24 protein-coding genes are annotated in these 24,914 nt (G+C 41.6%); 9 read left to right on the forward strand and 15 right to left on the reverse strand.

The window, feature by feature from the left end:
* Positions 1-9 precede the first annotated feature (9 nt).
* Positions 10-885 carry a 23S rRNA (adenine(2030)-N(6))-methyltransferase RlmJ gene (locus JMX94_RS01400; RefSeq protein ID WP_201562574.1) on the reverse strand — a complete coding sequence of 292 codons (876 nt, stop codon included), beginning with the start codon at positions 883-885 and terminating at the stop codon, positions 10-12.
* 140 nt (positions 886-1,025) lie between these two features.
* On the opposite strand from JMX94_RS01400, the gene JMX94_RS01405 reads away from it, so the two are divergent.
* Positions 1,026-1,781 carry a 2OG-Fe(II) oxygenase gene (locus tag JMX94_RS01405; RefSeq protein ID WP_201562576.1) on the forward strand — a complete coding sequence of 252 codons (756 nt, stop codon included), beginning with the start codon at positions 1,026-1,028 and terminating at the stop codon, positions 1,779-1,781.
* Positions 1,782-2,189: 408 nt separating this feature from the next.
* Here the strand turns inward: JMX94_RS01405 and tnpA are convergent, their stop codons facing one another.
* The gene (tnpA, locus tag JMX94_RS01410) at positions 2,190-2,582 is read right to left on the reverse strand and encodes an IS200/IS605 family transposase (RefSeq protein WP_374220388.1); all 393 of its coding nucleotides are present in this window, start codon (positions 2,580-2,582) and stop codon (positions 2,190-2,192) included.
* Positions 2,583-2,669: 87 nt separating this feature from the next.
* Here tnpA and JMX94_RS01415 point away from each other — a divergent pair, with 87 nt between their 5' ends.
* The 4 genes from JMX94_RS01415 to JMX94_RS01430 all read left to right on the forward strand — a co-directional run bounded on the left by JMX94_RS01415 (position 2,670) and on the right by JMX94_RS01430 (position 6,259).
* Positions 2,670-3,974, forward strand: a complete 1,305-nt coding sequence (locus tag JMX94_RS01415) for an RNA-guided endonuclease TnpB family protein (RefSeq protein ID WP_201562578.1) — start codon at positions 2,670-2,672, stop codon at positions 3,972-3,974.
* A gap of 52 nt (positions 3,975-4,026) precedes the next feature.
* On the forward strand, positions 4,027-4,203 hold the full coding sequence (locus JMX94_RS01420; RefSeq protein WP_201562580.1) for a hypothetical protein: 177 nt from the start codon (positions 4,027-4,029) through the stop codon (positions 4,201-4,203).
* 107 nt (positions 4,204-4,310) lie between these two features.
* A complete protein-coding gene (gene dapE / locus JMX94_RS01425) occupies positions 4,311-5,516 on the forward strand; it encodes a succinyl-diaminopimelate desuccinylase (protein WP_201562582.1) in 1,206 nt (401 codons plus the stop codon).
* Between the two features lie 17 nt (positions 5,517-5,533).
* A complete protein-coding gene (locus JMX94_RS01430; RefSeq protein WP_201562584.1) occupies positions 5,534-6,259 on the forward strand; it encodes a hypothetical protein in 726 nt (241 codons plus the stop codon).
* A 94-nt stretch (positions 6,260-6,353) separates the two neighbouring features.
* Here the strand turns inward: JMX94_RS01430 and JMX94_RS01435 are convergent, their stop codons facing one another.
* The 6 genes from JMX94_RS01435 to JMX94_RS01460 all read right to left on the reverse strand — a co-directional run bounded on the left by JMX94_RS01435 (position 6,354) and on the right by JMX94_RS01460 (position 11,025).
* Positions 6,354-6,854, reverse strand: a complete 501-nt coding sequence (locus JMX94_RS01435; protein ID WP_201562586.1) for a GyrI-like domain-containing protein — start codon at positions 6,852-6,854, stop codon at positions 6,354-6,356.
* A gap of 89 nt (positions 6,855-6,943) precedes the next feature.
* The gene (gene iscX / locus JMX94_RS01440; RefSeq protein WP_011279849.1) at positions 6,944-7,153 is read right to left on the reverse strand and encodes a Fe-S cluster assembly protein IscX; all 210 of its coding nucleotides are present in this window, start codon (positions 7,151-7,153) and stop codon (positions 6,944-6,946) included.
* A gap of 162 nt (positions 7,154-7,315) precedes the next feature.
* Positions 7,316-7,855 carry an acyl-CoA thioesterase gene (locus tag JMX94_RS01445; RefSeq protein ID WP_201562588.1) on the reverse strand — a complete coding sequence of 180 codons (540 nt, stop codon included), beginning with the start codon at positions 7,853-7,855 and terminating at the stop codon, positions 7,316-7,318.
* Positions 7,856-8,009: 154 nt separating this feature from the next.
* Positions 8,010-9,407, reverse strand: coding sequence for an NAD(P)(+) transhydrogenase (Re/Si-specific) subunit beta (locus tag JMX94_RS01450; RefSeq protein WP_374220389.1), 1,398 nt, complete (start codon positions 9,405-9,407; stop codon positions 8,010-8,012).
* The gene (locus JMX94_RS01455; protein WP_201562776.1) at positions 9,404-9,751 is read right to left on the reverse strand and encodes a proton-translocating transhydrogenase family protein; all 348 of its coding nucleotides are present in this window, start codon (positions 9,749-9,751) and stop codon (positions 9,404-9,406) included. Before JMX94_RS01455 ends, JMX94_RS01450 begins: the two co-directional genes overlap by 4 nt.
* A gap of 116 nt (positions 9,752-9,867) precedes the next feature.
* Positions 9,868-11,025, reverse strand: coding sequence for an NAD(P) transhydrogenase subunit alpha (locus JMX94_RS01460; protein WP_201562590.1), 1,158 nt, complete (start codon positions 11,023-11,025; stop codon positions 9,868-9,870).
* A 501-nt stretch (positions 11,026-11,526) separates the two neighbouring features.
* Here JMX94_RS01460 and yaaA point away from each other — a divergent pair.
* On the forward strand, positions 11,527-12,327 hold the full coding sequence (gene yaaA / locus JMX94_RS01465) for a peroxide stress protein YaaA (protein ID WP_201562592.1): 801 nt from the start codon (positions 11,527-11,529) through the stop codon (positions 12,325-12,327).
* 256 nt (positions 12,328-12,583) lie between these two features.
* Here the strand turns inward: yaaA and JMX94_RS01470 are convergent, their stop codons facing one another.
* From JMX94_RS01470 to JMX94_RS01490, 5 genes are all read right to left on the reverse strand, one after another.
* Positions 12,584-13,387 carry an IS3 family transposase gene (locus JMX94_RS01470; protein ID WP_265088919.1) on the reverse strand — a complete coding sequence of 268 codons (804 nt, stop codon included), beginning with the start codon at positions 13,385-13,387 and terminating at the stop codon, positions 12,584-12,586.
* A gap of 49 nt (positions 13,388-13,436) precedes the next feature.
* Entirely contained in the window at positions 13,437-13,931 is a 495-nt protein-coding gene (locus JMX94_RS01475; protein ID WP_227673465.1) for a helix-turn-helix domain-containing protein, read from the reverse strand.
* Between the two features lie 99 nt (positions 13,932-14,030).
* Entirely contained in the window at positions 14,031-15,644 is a 1,614-nt protein-coding gene (locus JMX94_RS01480; protein ID WP_201562594.1) for a hypothetical protein, read from the reverse strand.
* 537 nt (positions 15,645-16,181) lie between these two features.
* Entirely contained in the window at positions 16,182-17,849 is a 1,668-nt protein-coding gene (groL, locus tag JMX94_RS01485; RefSeq protein WP_201562596.1) for a chaperonin GroEL, read from the reverse strand.
* A 127-nt stretch (positions 17,850-17,976) separates the two neighbouring features.
* Complete coding sequence (locus JMX94_RS01490) at positions 17,977-18,267, reverse strand: co-chaperone GroES (protein ID WP_010196840.1); 291 nt, start codon at positions 18,265-18,267, stop codon at positions 17,977-17,979.
* Between the two features lie 603 nt (positions 18,268-18,870).
* Here JMX94_RS01490 and JMX94_RS01495 point away from each other — a divergent pair.
* Positions 18,871-19,641, forward strand: a complete 771-nt coding sequence (locus tag JMX94_RS01495; protein WP_201562598.1) for a DUF3108 domain-containing protein — start codon at positions 18,871-18,873, stop codon at positions 19,639-19,641.
* Positions 19,642-19,762: 121 nt separating this feature from the next.
* On the opposite strand, the gene JMX94_RS01500 is transcribed toward JMX94_RS01495, so the two are convergent.
* Both JMX94_RS01500 and wrbA read right to left on the reverse strand, forming a co-directional pair.
* Positions 19,763-20,260: a hypothetical protein gene (locus JMX94_RS01500; protein WP_201562600.1), complete on the reverse strand. Its 498-nt coding sequence runs from the start codon at positions 20,258-20,260 to the stop codon at positions 19,763-19,765.
* A gap of 69 nt (positions 20,261-20,329) precedes the next feature.
* On the reverse strand, positions 20,330-20,947 hold the full coding sequence (gene wrbA / locus JMX94_RS01505) for an NAD(P)H:quinone oxidoreductase (RefSeq protein WP_201562602.1): 618 nt from the start codon (positions 20,945-20,947) through the stop codon (positions 20,330-20,332).
* Between the two features lie 418 nt (positions 20,948-21,365).
* On the opposite strand from wrbA, the gene JMX94_RS01510 reads away from it, so the two are divergent.
* Together JMX94_RS01510 and JMX94_RS01515 are read left to right on the forward strand one after the other, a co-directional pair.
* On the forward strand, positions 21,366-22,925 hold the full coding sequence (locus JMX94_RS01510; protein WP_201562604.1) for a YihY/virulence factor BrkB family protein: 1,560 nt from the start codon (positions 21,366-21,368) through the stop codon (positions 22,923-22,925).
* A 263-nt stretch (positions 22,926-23,188) separates the two neighbouring features.
* Entirely contained in the window at positions 23,189-24,826 is a 1,638-nt protein-coding gene (locus JMX94_RS01515) for a DUF2254 domain-containing protein (RefSeq protein WP_227673466.1), read from the forward strand.
* Positions 24,827-24,914: the final 88 nt, after the last annotated feature.

The following is a 24,914-nucleotide window of genomic DNA, read 5'->3' on the forward strand; positions in this document are numbered from 1 at the left end:
ACGATATCCTTATTCGCCAACCAGCCAGCGCACATTGGTGGCACTGTCTGCAGACAAGTCTGGTGCATCTTCAACTTTTAATACCGGCTGTAAGAAGCGCAATATCTCACGCGCATGGTTGTCAAACTGCCAAGGCGGATTGATAACCAGTAGACCTGTACCGTTCAGACCGACAGCGATATCATTAGGATAGATATTGAGCTCGCAGACCAATTGACGTCTCATCTCAGTACGCTTAAGCTTTTTATAGAACAGCTCAACCGCTTCGATATTTTTAATCGGATACCATAAGGCATAAGTGCCTTGTGGCCATTTCTCATAAGAGGCGACCAATAGATTAATCAGTCGGGTAAAGTCTTTATGCTCTTGCTCGTAAGGAGGATCAAGGAAAATCAGACCGCGCTTTTCTTTTGGCGGAATAACCGCAGCGATACCTTCAAAGGCATTGCGATGGTGAATACCAATCGGCAATTTATGCAGCTGATAATTCAGTGCATCATATTCGCTAGCTTTGGCTTCAAACGCTTCACCGCGTACGCCAGCGTCAGGATTTTTTTCAACATGATGGGCAATCCACCACGGCGAGCCGGGATAGACTTTTTTGTCATAAGTGAAACGAGCTTGCTTAATGCCTTCCATATAATCTTTGACTGCCGTCGGTGCTTTTTCGACATCAGCTTTTACTAAGGCTTGGATACCACCTTTGGCTTCACCTGTTTTGCGCGCCTCTTCACTGCCGAGCGAATACAGTCCACGACCGCCATAAGCATCTAGCACATAAAAAGGTTTGTTTTTTTGCCCCAATTGATTCAGTAGTTGTACCAATAAAATGTGTTTAACGACATCGGCAAAGTTACCAGCGTGATAGGCGTGTTTATAATTCATAAGATCAAAAGTTTAAATAAGAAAAATTGCATCTATGGTAGCATAGACAGGGTAAAAGATAACGATGGTTTTGGTAAAAAGGCATGGATTGGCTGTGTATTGACAGCGAACTGCCTGTTTATTGATAACGGCGAGACAAAATGACGCAGATTATTAGCAATCTTGAGGTGACAAAGTTAGTCGTCGATAATCCGATTGGACAGGATAATCCACCATTACTGTTTCCGCATAATGGCGACGATAACCAAAAGCCGCCGACTCAGCACGTATTAGCGTTATCAGACTTTGATGTCGATTGGCAAAATAAGCTGACCGATGAACAGCTAGATAAGTTTGTAGATGATGGTTGGATGATTATTGACGGGGTGTTTGAGAATAAAGCACTATTAGCCTTGCAGTCCGAGAGCGGTTTTATTGACTATCGTGACGCAGAGTTGACGGCTGGTATTCGGGTTAGCGATATTCGCGGTGACCGCATCCGCTGGATTACGGAAAACTTCTTTGCAGGGTTTTATTATCTGCAAAGTATCAATGCGCTTGCTGCTTTATTCAATCAAAGCTTGTTTGCCGGCATTCGTCATAGTGAAGCACATTACGCTTGTTATCCGGTGGGTTTTGGCTATCAATGGCATAGCGATAATCCGGCTGGGCGTGATGAGCGCGTTATCTCGGCGGTGCTTTATCTTAATGATGATTGGAGCGATAGTGACGGCGGCGCTTTAGAAATTGTCGATAAACATGGCATTCATCATAATGTCATGCCTGTTGCCAATCGACTGGTCATATTTGATAGTGACATACAACATCAGGCGCAAATTGCTCATCGTCAGCGTTATTCTATCGCGACTTGGATGCGCCGTGATGGTCTGGTGCCTTTTGTTGAAGACAATCTTTAAAATTCATCAGCTATTACTTTTACTTTAAATAAGCCTTGTTACTTAGAGATAATGACAATGCATAAGACTTTATTTAGAAGCTTTCTCTTAATTATTATGCTCCCTCTGATTGTTAGCTGCGAGACGCTTAATCCTCAAGCCCCTACTCAACAACACAATGAGTTATTTTTTACCTATTATTTGCCAAAATCCACTCCTGAAAAACCTCTAATAATTAATCCGACTGCTCTTACTACTGAATTCAAATATGAAGATGGGTGTCTACTTGCATTTGATGGAAGCAGATGGATGACACCTGTATTTCCCGAAGGACATGCAACTTTTGATAGTCAGAATAGGACTTTAAAACTATCACCCCACGAAAGAGGACTCCACCCGACGCTAGGGTGGAGGTGAATTTCGTATAGCCTAGCTCTGCTGATTTTGAATGTATTGTTTGATAATCTCCAACGGTGCGCCGCTACAAGAGCCTGCAAAGTAAGAACGCGACCACAACACAGGCTTATTATAAGCCGCCCTTAAGTCAATGAAGTTGGCTCTCATTCGCCGGCTTGTGACCGACTTTAGATTATTAACCATCTTACTTAGTTGTACCGTTGGTGGGTATTGAATTAGCATGTGAACATGATCGCCTTCACCGTTACATTCCTTGAGTTCCGCACCAAAATCCTTGCATATCTCAGCAACAACTTCTTTAAAGTATTGACGATGATTATCAGCTAAAACCTTTTTGCGATACTTAGTGATGAATACTAAATGCACATGCAGATTATAAGCAGAATGACGGTTTTTATATATCACACATTGTAATAAATATCCTTTAGTGTTATCTATATATAGTATAACATGGTATAAATAACGAACACACTGACCAATAAAGCATCCATTATGAAAATTAATAAAGCGTATAAATTTAGGCTTGAGCCTAACGCAGAACAAGAGGTTATCCTAAATAACCTTGTTGGTTCTGCACGTTTTGTTTGGAATCAAATGCTTGCGGTATCGTTTGAGATGTTTGCTAAAAATGAGTTTATTAATGCAACCAATTTGGTTAATAAAATCATGGATATTAAAGCAAATCCTGAGTTTGCGTTCTTAAAAACAAGCTCTAACGCGGTGTCTTTACAACAAAAAATTCGTGATCTCGCTTCTGCTTGGTCACGCTTTTTTGACCCTAAAGTTCACGCACGATTGAAAGAGAATAAGAAAAAACCTAAAAAGCCTAAGTTCTTCAAGCTTGCTGATGGCACAGAAATACAATTACGCCCGCTTATGCCGCGCTTCAAGCGCAAATCAGATGGGTGTGATTCAATACGCTTGGTACAGTTTGATAAATATTGCCGTGTTGAAGGCAATCGTGTCAAACTACCGAATGGTGTAGGTTTTGTGAAATTTAGGAAATCTCAAGACATCATAGGCGTTATCAAAAACACTACCATCAGTAAGAAATCCGGTCATTGGTACGTGTCTTTTGGTACGGAGCATGAGGTTGAAACACCGCACCATCCGTCCAATACCGCCATAGGTATTGATTTAGGTGTCAGTAAATTAGTTACCGGCTCAAACGGTCAGTGCTTTAGACCTAAGAGCAGCTTTAAAGCCAATCAAGGCGAACTAGCAAAGCTACAGCGCCAATTAAGTCGTAAGGTCTTATTTAGTAATAATTGGAAAAAGCAAAACCGTAAAATCCAAAAGCTTCACCATCACATTGCCAATATTCGCCATGACTACTTGCATAAAATCAGCACTGACATCAGCAAAAACCACGCCATGATTGTCTGTGAGGATTTAAAAGTAGTTAATATGTCGAGATCTGCAAGCGGGACTCTTGAAAATAAAGGTCGCAATGTCAAAGCCAAGTCAGGATTGAACAAATCAATTCTTGATCAAGGATGGGGCATGATGATTGATATGATGGATTATAAGCAGCAATGGCACGGCGGCTTACTCATCAAGGTAGACCCGCGTTATACAAGCCAAACTTGCTTTAAATGCAAGCATGTTGCAAAAGAAAATAGACGCACCCAAGCAGAATTTGAGTGCGTTGAATGCGGGCATCAAGAAAATGCTGATATCAACGCAGCTAAAAATATTTTATCGGCAGGACATGCCGTTTTGTCTGTGGAGGGAGGATGCAGTAAAAGTCGCCCGTTGAAGCAGAAAACTTGTGGCCTTCGTGAGAAAGTCACCTAAGAGCGTTTGCTTTTAGAATCCCACACTTGAGCTTGTCGAAAGTGGCGGGAGTATGTCAATAGGAACGAGTTATAAAATGGGCGATGTCATTTCTGCAGCTGGCTATGTGCGTGCTTACAACCGTGACAAAGTTAAAAATTACAGTAATACGCCAGCCGAAAAGTGCATTACAGAGTATCTAGCAATATATTACGGCGATTATGAGAAAATTTACTTGGATAAAAACTAAAGTTATTTTGAGCATCAGAGTTGATAAGCATCAGCATTAGATAAATCTTATAAAAATAAGCCAAATGTTATCACAAGAAATAGTAAGTCAACTGATCTAGGACTGTCATGAGTTTAGAAAATAATAGTAAAACCCATCAACAACAAACCTTAGAATTAAGTATCGCCCTACTTGAGCGTCCTTCGGTCACACCCGATGACGATGGCTGCCAAGATATATTATCAGAGCGCTTGCAACAAGCAGGGTTTAACTGTGAGTTTATGTATTACGGTGATAGACAGGCAAAAGGCGAACATGCTGAGGTCAAAAACCTTTGGGCGCGCCGTGGCACCACTGATCCCGTTATTTGTTTTGCTGGTCATACCGACGTCGTGCCTACAGGCGATGAAAATAATTGGACTTATCCGCCATTTACGCCAACTATTGCCGATGGTTATTTATGGGCGCGCGGTGCAGCTGACATGAAAACCGGTATTGCTGCATTTACCGTTGCCGCCGAGCGTTTTGTTGCCAATTATCCTGAACATAATGGCTCGATTGCTTTTTTAATCACCTCAGATGAAGAAGGCCCATCCATCAATGGAACGGTCAAAGTCATTGAAACCTTAGAAGCGCGTAATGAGAAAATCACCTATTGCCTCGTTGGCGAGCCATCAAGTACCGACACGCTTGGCGATATCATTAAAAATGGTCGCCGCGGCTCATTAGGCGCAGAGCTTACCGTCACTGGCAAACAAGGTCATGTTGCCTACCCGCATTTAGCTTGCAATCCGATACATGCAACGATGGCAGCTTTAGCGGATCTGACAGCAGCCACTTGGGATAACGGCAATGAGTATTTCCCTGCGACTTCCCTGCAAATCTCTAATATCAATGGAGGTACAGGCGCGACCAACGTCATTCCTGAAACGCTAAAGGTTGTCTTTAATTTCCGCTTTTCTACAGAAACAAGCGAAGATGAGCTAAAAGCAAAAACCCATGCTATTTTTGATAAATATTTTGAGAACAGCAAAGCCAGTTATGATATTCATTGGAAATTATCCGGTCAGCCATTTTTAACCCCTGAAGGAAAGCTCGTATCAGCCTGCCAGCAAGCGATTAAATCTGTGACCGATGTTGATACCACGTTATCTACATCAGGCGGTACCTCAGACGGACGCTTTATCGCGCCAACAGGTGCGCAAGTTGTTGAGCTTGGCGTGCGTAATGCAACGATTCATCAAGTCGATGAAAAAGTAGAAATAGATGACTTGGGGAAATTGGCACAGATTTATGAAGGGATTTTAGAGAATTTGTTATTAGGTGATAAGTAATCTATAGGAAAGCGGTTATGAAAATATTTAAAATCAATAAACCTCTTTTAATTTTTGTAGCCACTGGCTTTAGTTTAACAATAAGTGCCTGCGACAATGCACAAAAAATATATCCTAACATCTATACTGATAAAACAGAATCTGGAAGCAGTACTACTAGCTACGACTATTCTAATCAATCCGATTCTATTAACCACTCTATTACTCAACTAGAATGGTCTGCACTCAATGACGATGAACAAGTTAATGAGATAAAACGTATTATCGAAAAATATGGCGGTGAATTGCAAGGGCTTGCTTATTCAGATACAGGAATCATAACAGTAGCTGATGTTTATGTCTTGAATGCTGATATATCAGACGCTAAACGGTTACAGTTAACTAAAACATTATCAGATTTGGTAGGAGCACCTATCGTAATAAACATTCTAGACAGTAGAGTAATTGATGCGATGGGAAGCTTGAAAACTTTAGAGCTATCAGCAATTAACCAAGATCAGATAGCAAATTTTTCGATTTATAATGACGAACATGTTAACGAAGTAGCGAGTATTGTAGAAAGGTATGGCGCTAAATTGCAATCTCTCGGTTACTCAGGCGATTCAGAACTTAGCCTTTCAATCAGCTATTATCCAAACAAATTCACTATATCTGAGTTTGAAAGCTTAGAGTCAGATTTAGAAGTCCTGACCGGTCTTAAAGTCACAGTGTTTAAAAAAAGCGTAATCATTAAACCGCTTTAATCTACCTTCATACATAATCGTTCAATTGGTGGGTTACGCTTGAGCGAACCCACCCTACAACACCTTCAACTATCATAGCTATATTCTAAAATTTCTACTCAATACCAATATAGAGATCTACTTGCCCATACTCTAAGTTGCCACCGATATAATGCTCAAAATCAACATTGTACGTTCGTACATGCTCACAGCTTCGGTCATTAAAATAGGTCCACGCCTTCTCCCAAGCGTTCATCACGGTGTTGGGCATTCTGCCTTCTTCAGAAAATACCAAATACTTACCTGCAGGAATATCTACGCTGACTAGAGTGCCATTCTTAGCACTAGCGCTATTATCTGACTGTTCTTGCTCGCTATCTACTTTCCAACCGGCCACAACATCAAAAGCACCGACCAAGTCATCGCTCTCATAGTTATGATAGATACCGTAAATATCTTCGCCTTCAGGAAGATTGCCCGCATGATTTTGATAAAACTTTTGCCACAAGCGACCTAACTTGGCTGTTTCATGGCTGATTTCAGCATTATTGGTGGTGCGAACGCTGATGCCTTTGCACGCTATCGCTTCGGGTAGCTCTTTGATTTCTGATGTCATAATGCAGCCTATCCTATATATTGATGCTATTTTGTGTTTAAAAAAATATTTAAAATGAGTTTTAATACGATTAACGTTGCAGTGTGCATCTAATCTGCTTCATCAATCCAGTTCATTTGAATGGCTTCTAAGATACCTTCATTTGAGCGCTGCGGGTCATCATCAAAGCCTTCAAGCTCAGTCACCCAGCGATGCAAGTCAGTAAAGCGAATGTACTGTGGGTCGGTCTCGGGGAATTTCTCGTAAAGCTCAATAGCGATATCTAAGCTGTCTGTCCATTTTAATTTCTGCGGGGTCATGGTAGCTCCTTAACTTATCATTATTTTATAAATGTCATCGAATTGATGGTCATTTAAGCTGGTTATTTGCTTGACCATTTAATAAGCCCTATCGTAGCAAAATTCGCCCGCTGATTATAGACAAGTTCGTTATAGAGCCTTTGTTGATTTAGCTTATTTTCTCTATTTAGCAGATTCAGCAGATTTAATCGCTACTTGATGCTGATTCCAAGAATCAATGACCTCATTTGTCTGCTCACCAAGCATATCCAACACCTCTGGCGCACACTTACCTTTTTTATTGGTCAATACAAACTTGGTCATACCAACACCCATCAACTGATTTTTGAAAAAGAAGCGCGTTTCAAAATAGACGTATTTTTTATCCCAACCGACAAGCGTACTATTTACCGTCATCTTACTCAGAAATTTAAACTCCTTCAGATAGACCATTTCTTGCATGGCAATAATCCAGCCGAGATTTTTAATATCCTTTTGATGACAGCACGCCATCAGCCATTTAGTAATGTTTAATTCTATAAAAGATAAGTAGCGATAATTGGGAAGATGATCACGAAAGCCCATATCATGTGGCAATACTCGATAGTGGCGCACAATTGGTGCGGACAAGGTTTCGACATTTAGGTGTTCGCTAGCCGATTGCTGCTTAAGTTGCTGCTTTAATAAGCTGACCATAATAAAAAAACGTATCAACATGTTCATAAGGAAATCTCTTCACTGTTATTATTTATTAATCATGATTGCATATAGTTGAATATAAATACTGGCTACCTTAACGCAAAAAAAGCCACCTCAGTGACTTTTTTATGGCAAAGCTTAGATTTAGTAATTTATATCTAAAAACCGACTTTAAAGATTAATGCGCACCATTAATACTACGCACCATCTCTTCAACCATTTTCTTAGCATCGCCAAAAATCATCATGGTTTTGTCCATATAGAACAAGCTGTTATCAAGACCTGCATAACCAGTATTCATCGAACGCTTGATGACCATTACGGTTTGCGCTTTGGTAACGTCTAGAATCGGCATACCAAAGATTGGCGACGATGGATCATCTTTTGCAGATGGATTGACGACGTCATTGGCACCAATCACTAAGACTACATCGGTACTGGCGAAGTCAGAGTTAATCTCATCCATCTCAAGAATATCATCATACGGTACGTCGGCTTCCGCCAATAGCACGTTCATGTGTCCTGGCATACGACCAGCGACTGGATGAATGGCAAAACGCACATTGACACCTTCGTCTTTTAATAGCTCATACAATTCTTTCACCGCGTTTTGTGCCCGGCCTTGCGCCATACCGTAACCCGGTACAATCACCACACTACTGGCATTGGCCATAAGAAAGCCTGCATCTTCTGCTGAGCCTGCTTTGTAGTTCTTTGGTGCGCCATCATCGCCGCCTGCAGCGGCAGCTGTCGTACCCATACCGCCAAACAAGACGTTCAACAATGAGCGGTTCATGGCTTTACACATGATATAAGATAAAATCGCACCTGATGAACCGACGAGCGAACCTGCGATAATAAGCATCGAGTTGCCAAGGGTAAAACCAATACCGGCTGCCGCCCAACCTGAGAATGAATTCAATAACGACACAACCACTGGCATATCGCCGCCACCGATTGGGGCAATCCACATCCAACCAAAGATAACTGCAATCACTGCCATCGCATAAAATGCTGGCAACGAATCGGTCATAAAGTAGACGATACCAAAACCAATCATAGCAATAAATAACAGCGCCTGTACCGGTTTGACCCAGCTACCAACCAAGGTCTTCGCCCAGCTTTTCGCTGCCAGTTTACCAAAGGCAAAAACAGACGCTGAAAAAGTAATCGCACCGATAAAGCAACCGATAAACAATTCAACACGGGCAACCGCGCCATGCTGTTGTTCAGTATGCAGTACCGTTGCTAATGCAATCGCCACCGCAGCCAAACCAACAAATGAATGCATCAAAGCCACGGTTTCTGGCATTTGGGTCATGGCGACGGTTTTTGCTTTCCACATACCGACGAGTGCACCTAATACCATCGCACCGATGATTAACCATAGCACAGGGCCTTCCGCTAAGAAGAATGTCGTTGCTACCGCAATCGCCATCGCCACCATACCAAAACGGTTACCACGAATAGCGGTTTTTGGACTAGATAAACCACGTAAGGTTAGGACAAAAAGAATGGCACCGATTAAGTAGAACCAATCTGCATTTGCTGCAATCATATTTGTTAAATCGCTCATGCATCGCCTCCACTTTCAGTCGTCCCAGTTTCAAGAGCGGCTGCTTTTTTTACTTTAGGTTTAAACATCGCAAGCATACGTTCCGTCACAGCAAAACCACCAAGGATATTGATACTGGCTAAAAATACCGCAAAGGCACCTAGCAAACTGGTCGGGGTGAACATCGAACCATCGATAGTGACGGTCTGTAGCATCGCACCGACGATGACAATACTTGATAAAGCGTTGGTGACCGCCATCAATGGTGTATGTAATGCAGGGGTAACGCCCCAAACGACGTAGTAGCCGACAAAAATAGCGAGCACAAATACGGTAAAAATCGCTACAAACGGTGTGCTACTCATGGCCGCACCGGCTGGCGCTGCAGCTAAAATAGTGGCAATCATCTAATCCTCCTAAAATTTTGTTCGTGTCTGGCAAATGTAGGGTAATGAGGTAGTCGAGACTTGATGTTCAAGGCTTAGCGTTTAGCAAGGCGTACTTGCTTGTCATGTGTCACTGCTAACGCCCCTTGAATCTCATCATTCATATCTAAATTTAGTGCCAGTGTATTTACTGAAGCGTCGTCTGTAGCTGCAGGAGCAATTAAAGTGGTGATAAAATTGACAAGATTATTGGCATATAAGTCTGAAGACTGCGCTGCCAGCTGCGATGGAATATTAGCCGCACCAACGATACGCACGCCATTTGCCGTGGTAATGGTTTCATCAGGCACACTGCCTTCAACGTTTCCGCCCGTACCAGCTGCCATATCGATGAGCACTGAGCCTGCTTTCATTTTGGCAAGCGTCGCCCCGTGCACCAAACGCGGTGCGTTACGACCAGGAATTTGCGCTGTAGTGATAACGATATCAGCATTGCTTAATGCCTTGTCAACCACTGCCGCTTGGTCTTTGACATATTGCTCTGATGGCGTCCACGCATAGCCACCTGTAGACTTAGCTGTCTCAGCTTCCTCTGCACTCATCGGCACATCAAGCCACTTACCGCCTAATGATTCTACTTGCTCGCGGGCAGTCGGACGTAAATCACTTGCTTCAACGACAGCGCCTAAACGCTTAGCCGTTGCAATCGCTTGCAAGCCTGCAACGCCGACACCTAAGATGACCACTTTGGCAGGCTTAACCGTACCAGCTGAGGTCATAAACATTGGGAACGGACGCGAATATTCGTTGGCGGCTAGCAATACTGCTTTATAACCGGCAAGGTTGGCTTGCGAAGACAAGACGTCCATATTCTGGGCACGTGACAAGGTACGTGGCAATAACTCCATTGCAAAAGCGGTGGCGCCTTTTGCCGCATAAGTATCTAGCTGGCTATTGCGATATGGGTCAAGCATCCCGATAACCACTTGACCGGCCGTTAAATGCTCAGTTACCGCCGCTGGCAAGTCGTTGACCGTGGTAATAATTTGAGACTGGGTGACGACCTCGGCACTACTGTTGGCAATGTCAGCACCCGCCGCTTGATACAGCTCATCAGCATAATATGCTGCTTGACCTGCACCTGACTGAATGACGACTTCAAACCCTAGCTTACGTAATTTTTTTACCGCGTCAGGGGTTAGCGCTACCCGACTTTCACTTGCGCTATCTGCACTAATAACACCGATTTTCATACCGTCTCCTTACTTACGTCTAATGACTATACTCACGTCTAATGACTACCTTTTAACACCCTCAACGCACATTTAAAAAGCACAGGGGACAAAAAAATCTTTGGTCATGGTTGGTTTAACACTTAAGACCAAAGATTATCAATTTAATAAATGATGACGCCTTTGCCATCATGCCTTTTTATTATAGAGATATCGTCTGCTAACTTTCATTGTCTAATGATGACCCACAAGTAAAATAAAAAGTTAGGCATTTACACCATCATCATAACTTTTATTGTTATATTAAAAACTTTTATTTTTTCCAAAAGCGCGCAAAGCCTGTAAGCTATTAGCTCTGAGCCAACGCATAAATTGTTTTAATATTTGACATATGTCTACGATAACGCTTAAAAATACAAAACAGCTACGACTAAGTCAAGATAAAATACTGCCTAACGTATAATAAGAAAACTTGACACTTAATTAGAACACCCTTTAACTCATTATAAATAAGGACTAACCATGTATTTTTTACTTTCCCCAGCCAAATCTCTTAATGAGAAAGATGCCGTACCAGTCAATCTTGGCAACTACTATAGTCAGCCCGAGCTGATTGAGCACTCGCAAGTGCTAATGAAAAATTTAAAAGCAAAAGAGCCGATTGATTTGCAAGAGCTGATGAGCATCTCTGACGATTTGGCGCAGCTGAATGCTAAGCGTAATCAAGACTGGGCTTGGAGTGAGAATGAACCCTTTACGGATAACAACGCCAAACCGGCGGGTTATTTATTCGATGGTGATGTTTATAGCGGTCTTGATATGTATCACATGGACAAAGAAACCGCTATTTACGTCAATGAACATTTGGGTATTTTGTCAGGGCTTTATGGCGTGCTAAAACCGCTCGATTTAATCCAACCCTATCGCCTAGAGATGGGCACCAAGCTAAAAAATGAGCGCGGGGATAATCTCTATGAATTTTGGGGCGAGGCAGTGACAGACACTATCAATGCACGCATGGCGGATAGTGATGACAAAGTCTTGGTTAACCTTGCTTCTAATGAGTATTTTAAGGTAATAAAAAAGAAAGCGCTCAATGCTGAAATTATCACACCACGATTTGAAGATGAGAAAAATGGCCAATATAAAGTGATTAGCTTTTATGCCAAAAAAGCCCGTGGACTGATGGTGAAATATGCTGCGGATAATAAGCTGACCAATGCGGAGCAATTAAAGCAGTTTGATTTGGTGGGCTATTATTATGTCGATGAGTTGTCTGATGATAAAACGTGGACTTTTCGTCGGGATGAAGCAAGTCAGTAATTTTTAAAACAATATCTAGGGCGTGTCCTCATTTTAAAAATGGTGATAAAAATGAGATAAACTGTAGCCAAACAAGGAAAATAGTGCAGTTAATATCGGGATATTACCCAGCTATTTAACGAAGTTTGGCAAAATTTAGCCATTTTTAGCCCATTTAGATGTCCATCGATTGAATTGAGGAAACGCCCTAATTTCCATAAAAAAACCCCGATAAGCTCAGCCTATGAACTGACCCCCAAATGTTGGACGGTTTAGTTTATAACAAGGACTGAGTTCTGTATTGCACAGGACTCAGTCCTTTTAATTTAAGTTGAATACGCTCATGATTATAATAATGCATATACTCATGAATCTGTTTCTCTAACTGCTCAATAGTTTTCGGTTTCTCAATATAAATCGTCTCGCACTTCAGCGTACCGAAGAACCCCTCCATCAGTGCATTATCTAAGCAGTTGCCTTTTCTGCTCATACTTTGCTTAATTCCATGCTGTTTAAGCGTCGTGCTAAACGGTTTCATTTGATAATGCCACCCTTGATCTGAATGCAGCATTAATCTCTTACCACGGCACGCCTTTGTCTTATCTAAAGCACTAGCTAGCATCTTACCAACTAAGTCATAAGTGGGTCTCTTTGAGAGCGTATAGGTGATGATCTCATTGTTATAACAATCAAGTATGGGTGACAAATACAGCTTATCATCACCCACCTTAAACTCAGTAATATCGGTCAGCCAGCGCTTATTTGGTTTATCTGCATGAAACTGGCGCTTTAAATAGTTCTTCGCAATCTTGCCTTGTTGTCCTTTGTAAGATCGGTACTTCTGACGTCTTATCTTTGCGCTAAGCTTCATGTCATGCATAAGCTTAGCGATGAGCTTATGGTTATGATAAACCCCTAACTGCTTTAGCGCGGCCGTGACTCTACGATAACCATACCTGCCTTTATGCTTGTGGTATATCTGAGCAATATGATGTTTTAAGTCTGCATATTTGTCTTTAACATCAAACTGACACCTATGGTAGTAAAAGACACTCTTAGCCATCTTAGCGATGTTTAGCAAAGCAGATAAAGGGTGCTCTTGTCTTAGTCCTTCGATGAGCCTTGCTTTTTCAAAGCTTGTTTCTTCTTCTGTTTGAGCAAGGCATCCAGCTTTTTAGGTAGGCGTTCTCCGCACGTAGGTACTCATTCTCACGCTTAAGCTCTGCTAGCGTCTTTTCATCATCTGGCATGTCTGTAATAAAGGGTTTACTCATGGCGGTTCTACCTTTAGGTTTGGATATTAGTCCAGACATACCATAAAGCCGATACGCTTTGTGCCAGTGGCTAATTAAGGCCGGTGAGCTGATGTTAAACGTTAGAGCGACCTCGGATTGACTTAATCCTTCCTTAAGCATGGTCGTAATCACGTGATGTTTAAACTCACTGCTGTATTTGGCCTTACTTGTCTTTGGCTTAATGGCATCTATGCCACCGCTTTGGTATTGTTTAACCCATTTTTGTACAAGTTTCGAATCTACTTTAAACTTCTCACTTGTGGCAAGTCCGGTATGTCCTTGCCGATAGTATGCGATGACTTTTATCTTAAAGTCTAGGTCGTAATGCATAAAAATACCCCATAAGTTGTGTCCAACTTATGGGGTTCAGTTCACTATCGGGGTTTTTTGACAAAGAATTAGCACAGCTGCCATAAGATTTCTTAATAACTATACGGTAAAGCGAAACCTATCTCTTGAAACATCAAGTACGACAGTTTGATCATAGATATTATAAGTATGGAGACGATCGATATCAGTTGCCCAATTGGGTTCAATATAACGCACAAAGGTTTCTTTATAGGATATCGGCGTCAAATCTTCTACTAAGTATAAAGCTATCCTACGTCCGTACCTAATTGTACAGTCCTGGGCAGTACGAAACAACTGACCATTTTTCCGAAATAGTGCTCCTGCTAATCGTGATCCACGTACATCAATCTTGATAGGTGCAAGCGGATGGAGTGTCCAATCATCCGACATTAACTTGTCAGAAATATAAATCTGCAACTCTAAACCCGCTGTAATTTCTGATAGTGAACCATGAGTCGTGAAAAGATACCATAGTCCATTGTGTTTAATAACTGCACTATCTAATGCTTTCACCCCAACAACCAACTTATGAACCTTCTCCCACTTGTGAGGAAAGTTTGTCGCTTTCAATAGGTTAATGCAATTGGTCTCTGCAGCTTCTGGAATCATATATATTACATTGTTGTACTTAAATACATTAGGAAAGCTCAAATGAACGCTAATACCTAAATTTGTCGGTCCCGAATCAATAACTTGATTGCTTTCATTCAGTTCTACCCATTCTATACGACCTATATTTTCTTTGTAATTTAAGCTTTCAAAGAATATATAGCGCCTTGAGTCTTGTTCAATATAAAAAGGATCCGCCCAAAAGCATCCTTTTTCAGGTAATAGCTCCGTATATGTTTGTATTGATTGATCAACAGAGCCAATAAAAATACTCCATTGACTTAGATAAGAAATTTTATAAAATATTTCCACAGCGTAATACTTTAAATAACCCGTCAAATGCCTTATAGCAGTTAAATATTTAGTGGTCTTATAGTTTTTGCAGTCGTCAATTGAATCAGCAAATTTTTCACTCTCGACTCCAATATTATTGTTATGGAAATAACAATACAATATTGATGCTAGAACCCCATTTAATTTATGCTCAGTTAAGTTATAGTTCAAATAGAACAAAGTACAATAACCTCTCCCCACAACTTTGTCACCATCAAGGGAATCACTTAATAGGTGTAGACTAACTACGCTATGATCCCATCGTTCGGCAAACTGCCAATACAATGCTGGTTCACCTCGTTTTATGGTTTCGTCACCATAATGAAAAGAAAGAATACCTTTTTTTGTAATACCTAAGACTTTCTCAGTTAAGTTCTGGAAACCAATATTAAGAAGGTAATCTAGATCTGCTGCTCCAAGTTTCTCAATAACTGAGTCTTCAATCTCATCAGTAGACTGATACTGTTTTGGTGTTGATATAATGATAGGTATCTTGCCGTTAGCTACCAAATCATGGATAGAATAACCCTTAACATCACTTTTAGTACGAGAAAGGAAAGAGAATATTCGTTGATTAATAAATGGAATAACCTCTGTTACATTAGATATGATAGATTTTGGTTTTACACTTCGTCGAACAGCGATACAAACCTCAACGATACCCTCATCAACTAGAAGTTTTAATGGTTCAAACATGTGCCATGCTAATGTTTCATCTTCTATTAGAATTCCAAGCCTAGTTTTTTTCATCTTTATCGCCTTAAATGGCACACAAGCTGTTGTAGCTATTAACCTACAGCACATGCCCAACTATTCCCTTGAATAAATTTTAAGTCCATTTAACCTATATTCTAATACTAGCATATAGTTAAAGAAATTTTATATACTTAAAAGCTTATATAATTTTTGAATAGATTTACTCTACTCTATAGTCTTTTAATTTTTAAACGATATAACATACGTTAAAGGTTATGAGGTTAATAGAAGCGACTCAACCTAGATAACAGTTCAATATTTACCATAACTGTAAATCCTTACTCGGCACTATCAACTTGAGATATATCAATCCATTTATAGTCTATTATCTAAATTAATTAGGCTACTACAACCAGACACAAAAAAGCCCTGCTATCTTAACGACAACAGAGCTTTCGGTAGTTCAAACACTTTTACAGAAATACTTACACTTCTAGCGAAAAGTATCTTATAGATTGACTAAAAAAGTACGGTTATTCAATTAAAGCAACCGAGGTCGATAACATCATACAAATTTAGTAGAGGCATAAATTACATCATGCCGCCCATTCCACCCATACCGCCCATTCCACCAGCACCGCCCATTCCACCAGCACCGCCCATGCCAGCCATACCATCATCACCTTGCGGTAAATCAGTAATCATGACTTCAGTAGTAAGCATGAGGCCTGCTACAGAAGCGGCGTTTTCTAGTGCTGAACGAGCAACTTTCGCTGGATCAAGGATACCCATCTCTAGCATGTCGCCGTATTCGCCAGAAGCTGCGTTGTAACCGTAGTTACCGCTACCGCTCTTCACTTCGTTAACCACAACTGAGGCTTCTTCGCCAGAGTTGGTGACGATTTGACGTAATGGGGCTTCCATTGCGCGACGTAAGATATTGATACCAGCGTTTTGGTCATCGTTATCGCCACGTAGCTCAGACAATGCATTCATTGCACGAACTAGGGCAACACCACCACCAGGGACAACGCCTTCTTCAACCGCTGCACGAGTTGCATGTAGCGCATCATCAACACGGTCTTTCTTCTCTTTCATTTCAGTTTCAGTCGCAGCGCCAACTTTGATAACGGCAACGCCGCCAGCAAGTTTCGCCATACGCTCTTGAAGCTTCTCTTTATCGTAGTCAGACGTTGATTCTTCGGCTTGACGTTTGATAGATTCAACACGGTTTTCGATGTCAGCTTTGTTACCAGCGCCATCAACGATAACGGTGTTTTCTTTACCGACAGTGACTTTCTTAGCGGTACCAAGTTGCTCTAGAGTAGCAGTCTCAAGGCTTAAGCCAATCTCTTCAGAGATAACCGTACCGCCAGTTAGCGTTGCGATATCTTCTAGCATGGCTTTACGACGATCGCCAAAACCTGGTGCTTTAACCGCACAAGTTTTTAGGCCGCCACGCATGTTGTTTACAACTAGTGTTGCCAATGCTTCGTTTTCAACGTCTTCAGCAATGATTAGCAACGGTTTGCTTTGCTGCATCACTTGCTCAAGTAATGGCACGATTTCGCGGATATTGCTAATTTTTTTATCAACAAGCAAGATATACGGGTTTTCGAATTCTGCGGTTAAGCTGTCCTGCTTGTTAGCAAAGTACGGGCTGATATAGCCACGGTCAAACTGCATACCTTCGACAACTTCCAAGGTATCTTCAAAGCTTGAACCTTCTTCAACAGTGATAACGCCTTGCTTACCGACTCTTTCCATCGCTTGGGCAATCAACTCACCGATTTTGGTGTCTGAGTTCGCAGAGATAGAACCAACTTGGGCAATCGCTTTTGAATCATCAGCTGGCGTTGATAGCAAATGGATTTGCTCAACAGCTGCACGTACTGCTTTATCAATACCGCGTTTTAGATCCATTGGGTTCATGCCAGCGGCAACAGATTTCATGCCTTCTTGCAAGATTGACTGAGCCAATACGGTCGCAGTCGTTGTACCATCACCAGCAACATCGTTGGTACGGCTAGCCACTTCACGAACCAATTGCGCGCCCATGTTTTCAAATTTGTTTTCAAGCTCGATTTCTTTGGCAACCGAAACACCATCTTTAGTGATGGTAGGTGCGCCAAATGATTTATCGATAACCACGTTACGACCTTTAGGGCCTAAGGTTACTTTTACCGCATTTGCTAGAACGTTTACGCCGTCCATCATTTGTTTACGGGCATCAATGCCGAATTTTACGTCTTTTGCCATGTTAAATTACTCCACTATTATAAGTATGAGAATGCAATTAAATGTTTCAAAGAAATTTTTTATAAATGCTCTTGAGGTATAAATGGTGTTAGCTAACAATAATTAGCTAACATTGCCTCGTGGACAATTAGCCTTCAAGCACACCCAATACATCAGATTCTTTCATAATCAATAGCTCTTCGCCGTCAACTTTTACCGTTTGACCAGCATATTGACCGAACAAGACTTTATCGCCAGCTTTTACATCTAACGCGCGAGTTTCACCGTTGTCACGAATCTGACCGTTACCGGTTGCTAGCACTTCACCTTGTGAAGGTTTTTCTTGAGCAGAACCAGGAAGTAAGATACCACCCGCAGTTTTTGTTTCTTCTTCTATACGGCGGACGACAATACGGTCATGTAAAGGACGAATGTTCATCGATATGACTCCAAAAGTTGGTTATTAAAAGTAAGGGTTTATTTGAATTAATGGTCTCAATACCAAGATCTAGCAGAATGACTGCTTAAAAACAGCATCTTTAAGATAAGCTTTGAGCTTGTATCAAAAAGTGGGGGCAAGGTGAGTTCGGTTCAAGTGTAAAGACCAAAAATTTACAAGAATTTTGCACATTGTCGCTTATTCAGTCAGTAATGATGTTTTAAAAAAATCATTTGATTGAATTGCATGCTATTAAAGGCCTTAGCATTGCTCAAAAACAACAGATTTACTATCGAATAGTGGCTGTAAATGCAAGCGGTAAGACCTGAGTGCATTTTGGTTATTGCTATCTATTTCATTTACGCCGTCTTACTAAGATTACAGCAAGTTACTGCGCCTGCTTTATTTAGCAAAACCAGCAACATTAACTACATTAGCCAAACGCTTGACTCTGTCGCTGCCCTTGAAAATGTAACAGAGTATGACCATATATAAGACTGAGCACATAACAAGACCTATAAATAAAAGCTAACAGTCAAACAAAAGACAATATTTATAAATAAAAGCTGATAACACAGCCTGAAACCAAATTAAGGAATATCCATGAGTTTTTTATTAAACAATAAACAATCCCTAGCAACCGATTCTAATAACCCGAAACGCAGCCCATCTAAATTTTTAACCGCCTTAACCACTGGGGCGAGCATTGCTGCGATTGGAGCTTTAAGTATGACAGCACCTACCCTTGCCAGCGCCAAAAACATTGAACCATCAAGCGCCAATTATAGCTTTACCGTTGAAGACAAATACAAAGGGACAGCTACGCGTACGTTAAATAAAGCCGGTAATACGTGGAAATATAACGTCAATGCGCGGGTGGCCGGTGTCGCAAGTGCCGCGCAAAACAGTACCTTTAGCATTAACGGTAATAATGTCGTGCCAACCCAAGCTAGCACCACTTACAAGCTATTAGGCGTTGGTCGTACCCATAAACTGGACTTTAATCCAAGCAGTAAAAAGGTGGTAAGTAACTATCGCGGCAAGTCGACCACCATGAATATGGCGCAGCAAGCCTTTGATGATTTGAGCCTTGAGGTGCAAATTCGCCAAGACTTGCTAAACGGTAAATTCTCTGGCAACTACTACATGGCGAAAAAAGACAAAGTAGAAAAAACGCCGTTTAAAAAATCAGGTAATACTAAGATTACCGTGCCAGCGGGTACCTTTGATACCGTACGTGTCGACCGTGTCCATGATGACAACAGCCGCTCGACCAGTTTTTGGTTGGCGCCAAGCTTAGATTATCTACCGGTTAAAGTCAGTCAGATTAACGACGGTAAAAAGATGGATTTAGAATTAACCAAGGTTAATTAAGCCATTATTTCTGCATAAATGACTAACCTAAAAAAGCGGCGCTCTACTTTAGAGCGCCGCTTTTTTGCTATCAATCTTGCTATCAATATAGGTTACAACAACACAGGATACCAAGATTCATCTAGCGAGAACGTGGCTGCTTAACGACATTATTCATTGACGGTAGGCGTTTTAGTAGGATAAACAACCAAACGTTGATTGCCAGCAATAGCACAAAATCAAGCAAATATACCACTATCTCAGCCCAACTACTGCCATAGATGCGCGTAAACAGCACCACACCGCTCGCCCCAAGATAAACCAAGGTAAACATACTGCCTATCAATAGCGCATACGGCGAACGTCCACGTAATATCGATGGCGTCAAGACAAACGCCGGCACCAACCATAGCGCTTGCCAAGCAATACCGCCGATAATATCTGGATTACTGGGATTAAAGACACTGATTAAAATCGGCAGCGCCAATAATCTAAAAACCAGCCATACCAACCACGTCATCATCAAACGCTGACGAATAGGCGTTATCGGTTTTTGCGCCTTAGTAGCATTGCTAGTCTGAGTTGATTTTTCAGTTGGCGTTTGAATGTTATTGTCCTGATTGGAGCGGTTAGTAGCCATGAGAGATATTTATTTCCTAATTGATAGCAGCAAGCAGCAATAGTTAGAGGTCAATTAACTAGACAGCAATTAACGATTCCAATTGGCTTGGGCTAAAGCAGACGCCGTAATCGCCAAACGACGCCCTTGGGCAATAGCCAGTTCCCGCTCATCTGCCGATACAGGCTGATCATGTAAGGCGCCGCTGACATGGCTTGCGCCATAAGGTGAGCCACCACCACGGGTACGATTTAGGGCAGGCTCAGCATAAGGGACGCCCACAATCATCATGCCATGGTGCAATAGCGGCATCATCATGGTCAGCAAGGTCGTCTCTTGCCCGCCATGCATCGAACCGGTGGCGGTAAAGACGGCGGCTGGTTTGTTTTGTAGATTGCCTGCTAGCCAAAGCGTGACGGTATTGTCCCAAAAATACTTCATGGGTGCGGCCATATTACCAAAGTGCGTCGGACTACCAAGCGCCAGACCGCTACAATCTTTTAAATCATCCATGGTGCAATAAAGGTCGCCTTCATCAGGAATGGCAGGCTTACTTGCCGTGGTTTCAGGCGCGACTGTCGGCACCGTACGAATACGCGCCGTCATGCCAGCGTCTTCAATACCTTGGGCGATGGCATATGCTAATGTCTTAGTCGTACCATAATTTGAATAATAAAGCACCAAAACATAAGGGGCGGTCTGACTCATTAGCAAAACTTCCTTCTAAAATCATTGACGTTGTTATTTGCGCTATGTGTTATTTCAACTATATATGGCAGACAACAACCATTATAAATAGATGTGCACATTATGCCCGAGTCATTCACTGACATGCAAACAAAGCGCACTTAACACTCTAGTTTAAGTGCTGTTATATATAATCCATACTAATTGAATCGATTATGGTTATAACGCAGAACAGGGATGAATTTTTCTAGCTTGCTGTGCCTACGCAGACAGAGGCTGCAAAAAATTCATCCCTGTTCTACTGCATCGTTTTTATATTTAATTCACTATAGAATGATATGAAAGTCGCTTAAATGCATTTAGACACAATTAAGCGGCAGATTCTCAATGCCCATTTTTGCTACACTATTCGCACTCTTATCCGCGTTAAATGGTCGTCATGGAAAACTTATTAAAAAAAATCCCTTTTTTACACCAAAGCTGGTTTCAATTTCTGCGTTTTTTGACGCGGCATTTCTTTGAAGACAACTGCCAACAAAAAGCCGCGTCGCTGACCTATACGACCTTATTATCCATTGTACCTATCCTAACGGTACTCTTGATGATTTTATCCTCTGTTCCAGCCTTGGCATCCGTCAGAGCGCAGATTTATGAGGTTATTTATAGCAATTTGCTGCCACAATCGAGCTTACAGGTCAGTAAATATATCAATACCTTTGCTGAGCAATCGTCAAATCTAACCATTATCGGCGCGATGGTTTTATTCTTTACCACCATCATGACCTTGACCACTATTGAGCGCGCTTTTAATCAAATCTGGCGGGTAGAAAACCGCTCTGGTGGTATGAAAAGCATGCTGCGCTATTGGACCATCGTCACGTTAGGACCGTTAGTATTAGGCACAGCATTCCTTGCCTCAAGCGCGGTACAAAGCCTAAGTTTTTTAAATAGACAAATTGCTGGTTATGGTATCGACTGGTCATTTTGGGTACAAGTCGTTTCCTTTACCATCACGGTAGCTGGTTTTATCAGTATGTACTGGTTCATTCCAAAAGCACGTGTCCCTGCAAAAAATGCTGCCATTGCTGGTGTGTTTGTCGCGATTATCTTTGAGCTAATGAAGAATCTTTTTGGTACCGTAATGGCAAACTTTACCAGCTACGAAGTCATTTATGGTGCGTTTGCGGCGCTGCCAATTTTCTTATTATGGATATATCTGTCGTGGAATTTGATTTTATTGGGCGTTGAGATTAGCTATACCTTGACTATTTTTGAAACCGAAGAAGTGTATCCGCGCCACCCGCTCTTAAGCTTGCTCGATATGCTAAACCTTGTTTATACCCATCATTTAAAAGGCGAAGCGGTGAGCGAACAAGCATTACGCAATGTCTTGGGGCGTAAAGAGCTGCCAAAATGGTATACCTATCTTAATTATCTGCAAGACAGCAACTTGATTACCATGACGGAAGAAGAGGATTATGTGCTGAAAAAAGATTTGAGCAAAATGACTTTGTGGGACTTTTATCGCACCCTACCTTATCCCTTGCCTATCAAAGATGAGCTTGATGAGATGAGTCCAGAAGACCAAAAACCGTGGCTAAGCTTGTTGGTCAATCGCTTTGAAAATACAGAAGCCTATGCCAAGCAGCAATTGAATATGCCGTTAAATACTATTTTTGCTCATAGTGAACCGCGAAAAAAATCAGCAGAAAATGAAGCCGATTTAGCTAAAAAAGAGCGCTCTAAACTCTTTAGAAAATCTGACGCTGCGACTCCTAATCACTTAATTAAGGAAGATAAAGATAGTGATGACGTCACGCCACGTTTTGAGCCGGTCGCTTATGATAAAGACAGCGACATAGAGTATGACGAGCATAATAATGAAATTATCCTTCCTAAAGATGTTGATATTGATAGTGACAAAGTGAATGCTGACAGCAGGCACGCTACCAATAGAGGAGATATCATTACTGAGGCAGATAATCCTACAGCAAATTAGCTCAATATAACTTTATTTATAACTATGATGAGACATAAATAAGCCCCTACATATAGGGGCTTATTTTTTACTAAATTTTTAATCTTTATGGCTTATATGGTAAGGTAATTTACTTTTAAGAGATTTTATCAGCCAAATAGAATCCTTAATTGTTAATAAAAATGGGATTATTTCTTAGGTTAGTTTTTAGGTCATTTGTGGAGCACATAACATTGGATAAACACCCTGAGAATGGCTGGCTTAAATTTGCATGGCTTACACTCATGCATAGATTAAAGCAATTTACCCAGCTCTGGTCGCTACAGACGCTGACCGATTTCCCTGATCGCCTAAGAAATATATGGCAGCAACTTATTGGCTCTTATTGGTTTATTCCAACTGCTTGTGTGGTGGTAGGTATTTTACTGGCGCCTGTATTGGTCACCATTGATGAACATTTCGACCGCGAGACAGTCAGAGAAATCACCTTTGCCTTTACAGGTGATGATGATGCCGCCCGCGCTATTATGACCACCATTGCCGGTGCCGTACTCGGTGTCGCTGGGACCACTTTTTCGATTACGATTGCCGTCTTATCGATGGCATCTTCGCAATTTGGCCCCAGATTGTTACGTAATTTTTTGACCGATACGCCTAATCAGTTTGTCTTAGGTGCGTTTATTGGCACTTTTAGCTATAGTTTATTGGTGTTAAAAGCCATTCATAAATATGATGTTGGTTTTGGGGTGCCGCAATTGGCGGTGACCTTTGCCATTATCATGGCGATTATTTGCGCGTTATTATTAGTGTATTTCGTGCAGCATATGGTGCATGCGATTCAGGCATCACATGTGATTCAAGGCGCCAGTAATGAGGCGATTAAAAACATTCACTACTGGTATAAAGACCGCTGCGATATTGAGCATCAACGTGACGTTAAACATCATGACGTTAAACAATTTCATACTTGGCCTGCCACGCCGATTTATCCACCGTGCTCAGGCTATTTGCAGCAAATTTATCTAGAGTCACTGATCACCTTGACCCAAGATTATGGCGGCGTGGTGCACATGAACACCAATCTTGGTGATTTTGTCACTGATAGAAATATTATTGGCTATTTTTATCAGCGTCCAGCCGACCACTCAGACAATCGCCATCAAACCAACACGCCAAATCTGGCTATCGTCCCGCGTGCGCCTGATGGGCTGTTCTGGCAACGCTTTGCTGGCTGTATACGTATTGAGCAACGCTTGAGCCACCCCAACGATATCGCTTATAGCTTAGGACAAATGACTGAAATCGCGGTACGCGCCCTATCACCAGGGATTAATGATCCAAAAACAGCGGTCAACTGTGTGCAGTCTTTGACCGCTTGTTTAAGCATTATGATGCGGCGTCAGCCACCGAGCCCCTATCACTTCTATACATCAAGCCCAGATAATTCGACCTCAAAGCAATTAACGTCAAATCAATCAACATCAAATCAACCTGCGCCAGATAAAACAAACTCAGACAACAGCAATATTGAAAGCATAAACAATAAACCACGCGTCGCTATATTGGCCGTCGTAACTCATACTCCTAAAATATCCGACTTTATCGATGCATCGCTTGGCGAGATACGCCGTTACGCGACCGCAGACTTGATGGTATTAAAGGCGCTTTGTCAGGCATTGGTAGATCTCAATTATGCTAAAGTTAATAACGCCCAGCAGCAAACGCTACTACATGAGCTGACATTGATTGAACGTGCGGGACAAGACAATCTCAGCTATCAAGAATTGGTCGACGACTTAAGCGCCATGTGCCAACAAGCTAAGCAATTTATTCTCGATGATGATGCCCAGCATCAATACTTTGCTTATGTCCCTAAGTTTGATGCTCATATTCGTAAAGTGCTACAAGCGCAATCAAGGTAATCCCTAAAACAAGTTGCACTACTAAAACAAGTTGCACTACTAAAAATAAGTTTGCTATTCACAACTAGCATGCAAGCGCGAAAATAAC

Origin of the sequence: Psychrobacter sp. CMS30, from assembly GCF_904846565.1 — a bacterium.
GTDB classification, from domain to species: domain Bacteria; phylum Pseudomonadota; class Gammaproteobacteria; order Pseudomonadales; family Moraxellaceae; genus Psychrobacter; species Psychrobacter maritimus.

Excerpts from the sequence above, each read along its gene's own strand:
- JMX94_RS01400 (WP_201562574.1), bottom strand. The coding sequence starts at position 885 with ATGAATTATAAACACGCCTATCACGCTGGTAACTTTGCCGATGTCGTT.
- JMX94_RS01405 (WP_201562576.1), top strand. The coding sequence starts at position 1,026 with ATGACGCAGATTATTAGCAATCTTGAGGTGACAAAGTTAGTCGTCGAT.
- JMX94_RS01415 (WP_201562578.1), top strand. The coding sequence starts at position 2,670 with ATGAAAATTAATAAAGCGTATAAATTTAGGCTTGAGCCTAACGCAGAA.
- JMX94_RS01420 (WP_201562580.1), top strand. The coding sequence starts at position 4,027 with ATGTCAATAGGAACGAGTTATAAAATGGGCGATGTCATTTCTGCAGCT.
- dapE (WP_201562582.1), top strand. The coding sequence starts at position 4,311 with ATGAGTTTAGAAAATAATAGTAAAACCCATCAACAACAAACCTTAGAA.
- JMX94_RS01430 (WP_201562584.1), top strand. The coding sequence starts at position 5,534 with ATGAAAATATTTAAAATCAATAAACCTCTTTTAATTTTTGTAGCCACT.
- JMX94_RS01435 (WP_201562586.1), bottom strand. The coding sequence starts at position 6,854 with ATGACATCAGAAATCAAAGAGCTACCCGAAGCGATAGCGTGCAAAGGC.
- iscX (WP_011279849.1), bottom strand. The coding sequence starts at position 7,153 with ATGACCCCGCAGAAATTAAAATGGACAGACAGCTTAGATATCGCTATT.
- JMX94_RS01445 (WP_201562588.1), bottom strand. The coding sequence starts at position 7,855 with ATGAACATGTTGATACGTTTTTTTATTATGGTCAGCTTATTAAAGCAG.
- JMX94_RS01450 (WP_374220389.1), bottom strand. The coding sequence starts at position 9,407 with ATGAGCGATTTAACAAATATGATTGCAGCAAATGCAGATTGGTTCTAC.
- JMX94_RS01455 (WP_201562776.1), bottom strand. The coding sequence starts at position 9,751 with ATGAGTAGCACACCGTTTGTAGCGATTTTTACCGTATTTGTGCTCGCT.
- JMX94_RS01460 (WP_201562590.1), bottom strand. The coding sequence starts at position 11,025 with ATGAAAATCGGTGTTATTAGTGCAGATAGCGCAAGTGAAAGTCGGGTA.
- yaaA (WP_201562592.1), top strand. The coding sequence starts at position 11,527 with ATGTATTTTTTACTTTCCCCAGCCAAATCTCTTAATGAGAAAGATGCC.
- JMX94_RS01475 (WP_227673465.1), bottom strand. The coding sequence starts at position 13,931 with ATGCATTACGACCTAGACTTTAAGATAAAAGTCATCGCATACTATCGG.
- JMX94_RS01480 (WP_201562594.1), bottom strand. The coding sequence starts at position 15,644 with ATGAAAAAAACTAGGCTTGGAATTCTAATAGAAGATGAAACATTAGCA.
- groL (WP_201562596.1), bottom strand. The coding sequence starts at position 17,849 with ATGGCAAAAGACGTAAAATTCGGCATTGATGCCCGTAAACAAATGATG.
- JMX94_RS01490 (WP_010196840.1), bottom strand. The coding sequence starts at position 18,267 with ATGAACATTCGTCCTTTACATGACCGTATTGTCGTCCGCCGTATAGAA.
- JMX94_RS01495 (WP_201562598.1), top strand. The coding sequence starts at position 18,871 with ATGAGTTTTTTATTAAACAATAAACAATCCCTAGCAACCGATTCTAAT.
- JMX94_RS01500 (WP_201562600.1), bottom strand. The coding sequence starts at position 20,260 with ATGGCTACTAACCGCTCCAATCAGGACAATAACATTCAAACGCCAACT.
- wrbA (WP_201562602.1), bottom strand. The coding sequence starts at position 20,947 with ATGAGTCAGACCGCCCCTTATGTTTTGGTGCTTTATTATTCAAATTAT.
- JMX94_RS01510 (WP_201562604.1), top strand. The coding sequence starts at position 21,366 with ATGGAAAACTTATTAAAAAAAATCCCTTTTTTACACCAAAGCTGGTTT.
- JMX94_RS01515 (WP_227673466.1), top strand. The coding sequence starts at position 23,189 with ATGCATAGATTAAAGCAATTTACCCAGCTCTGGTCGCTACAGACGCTG.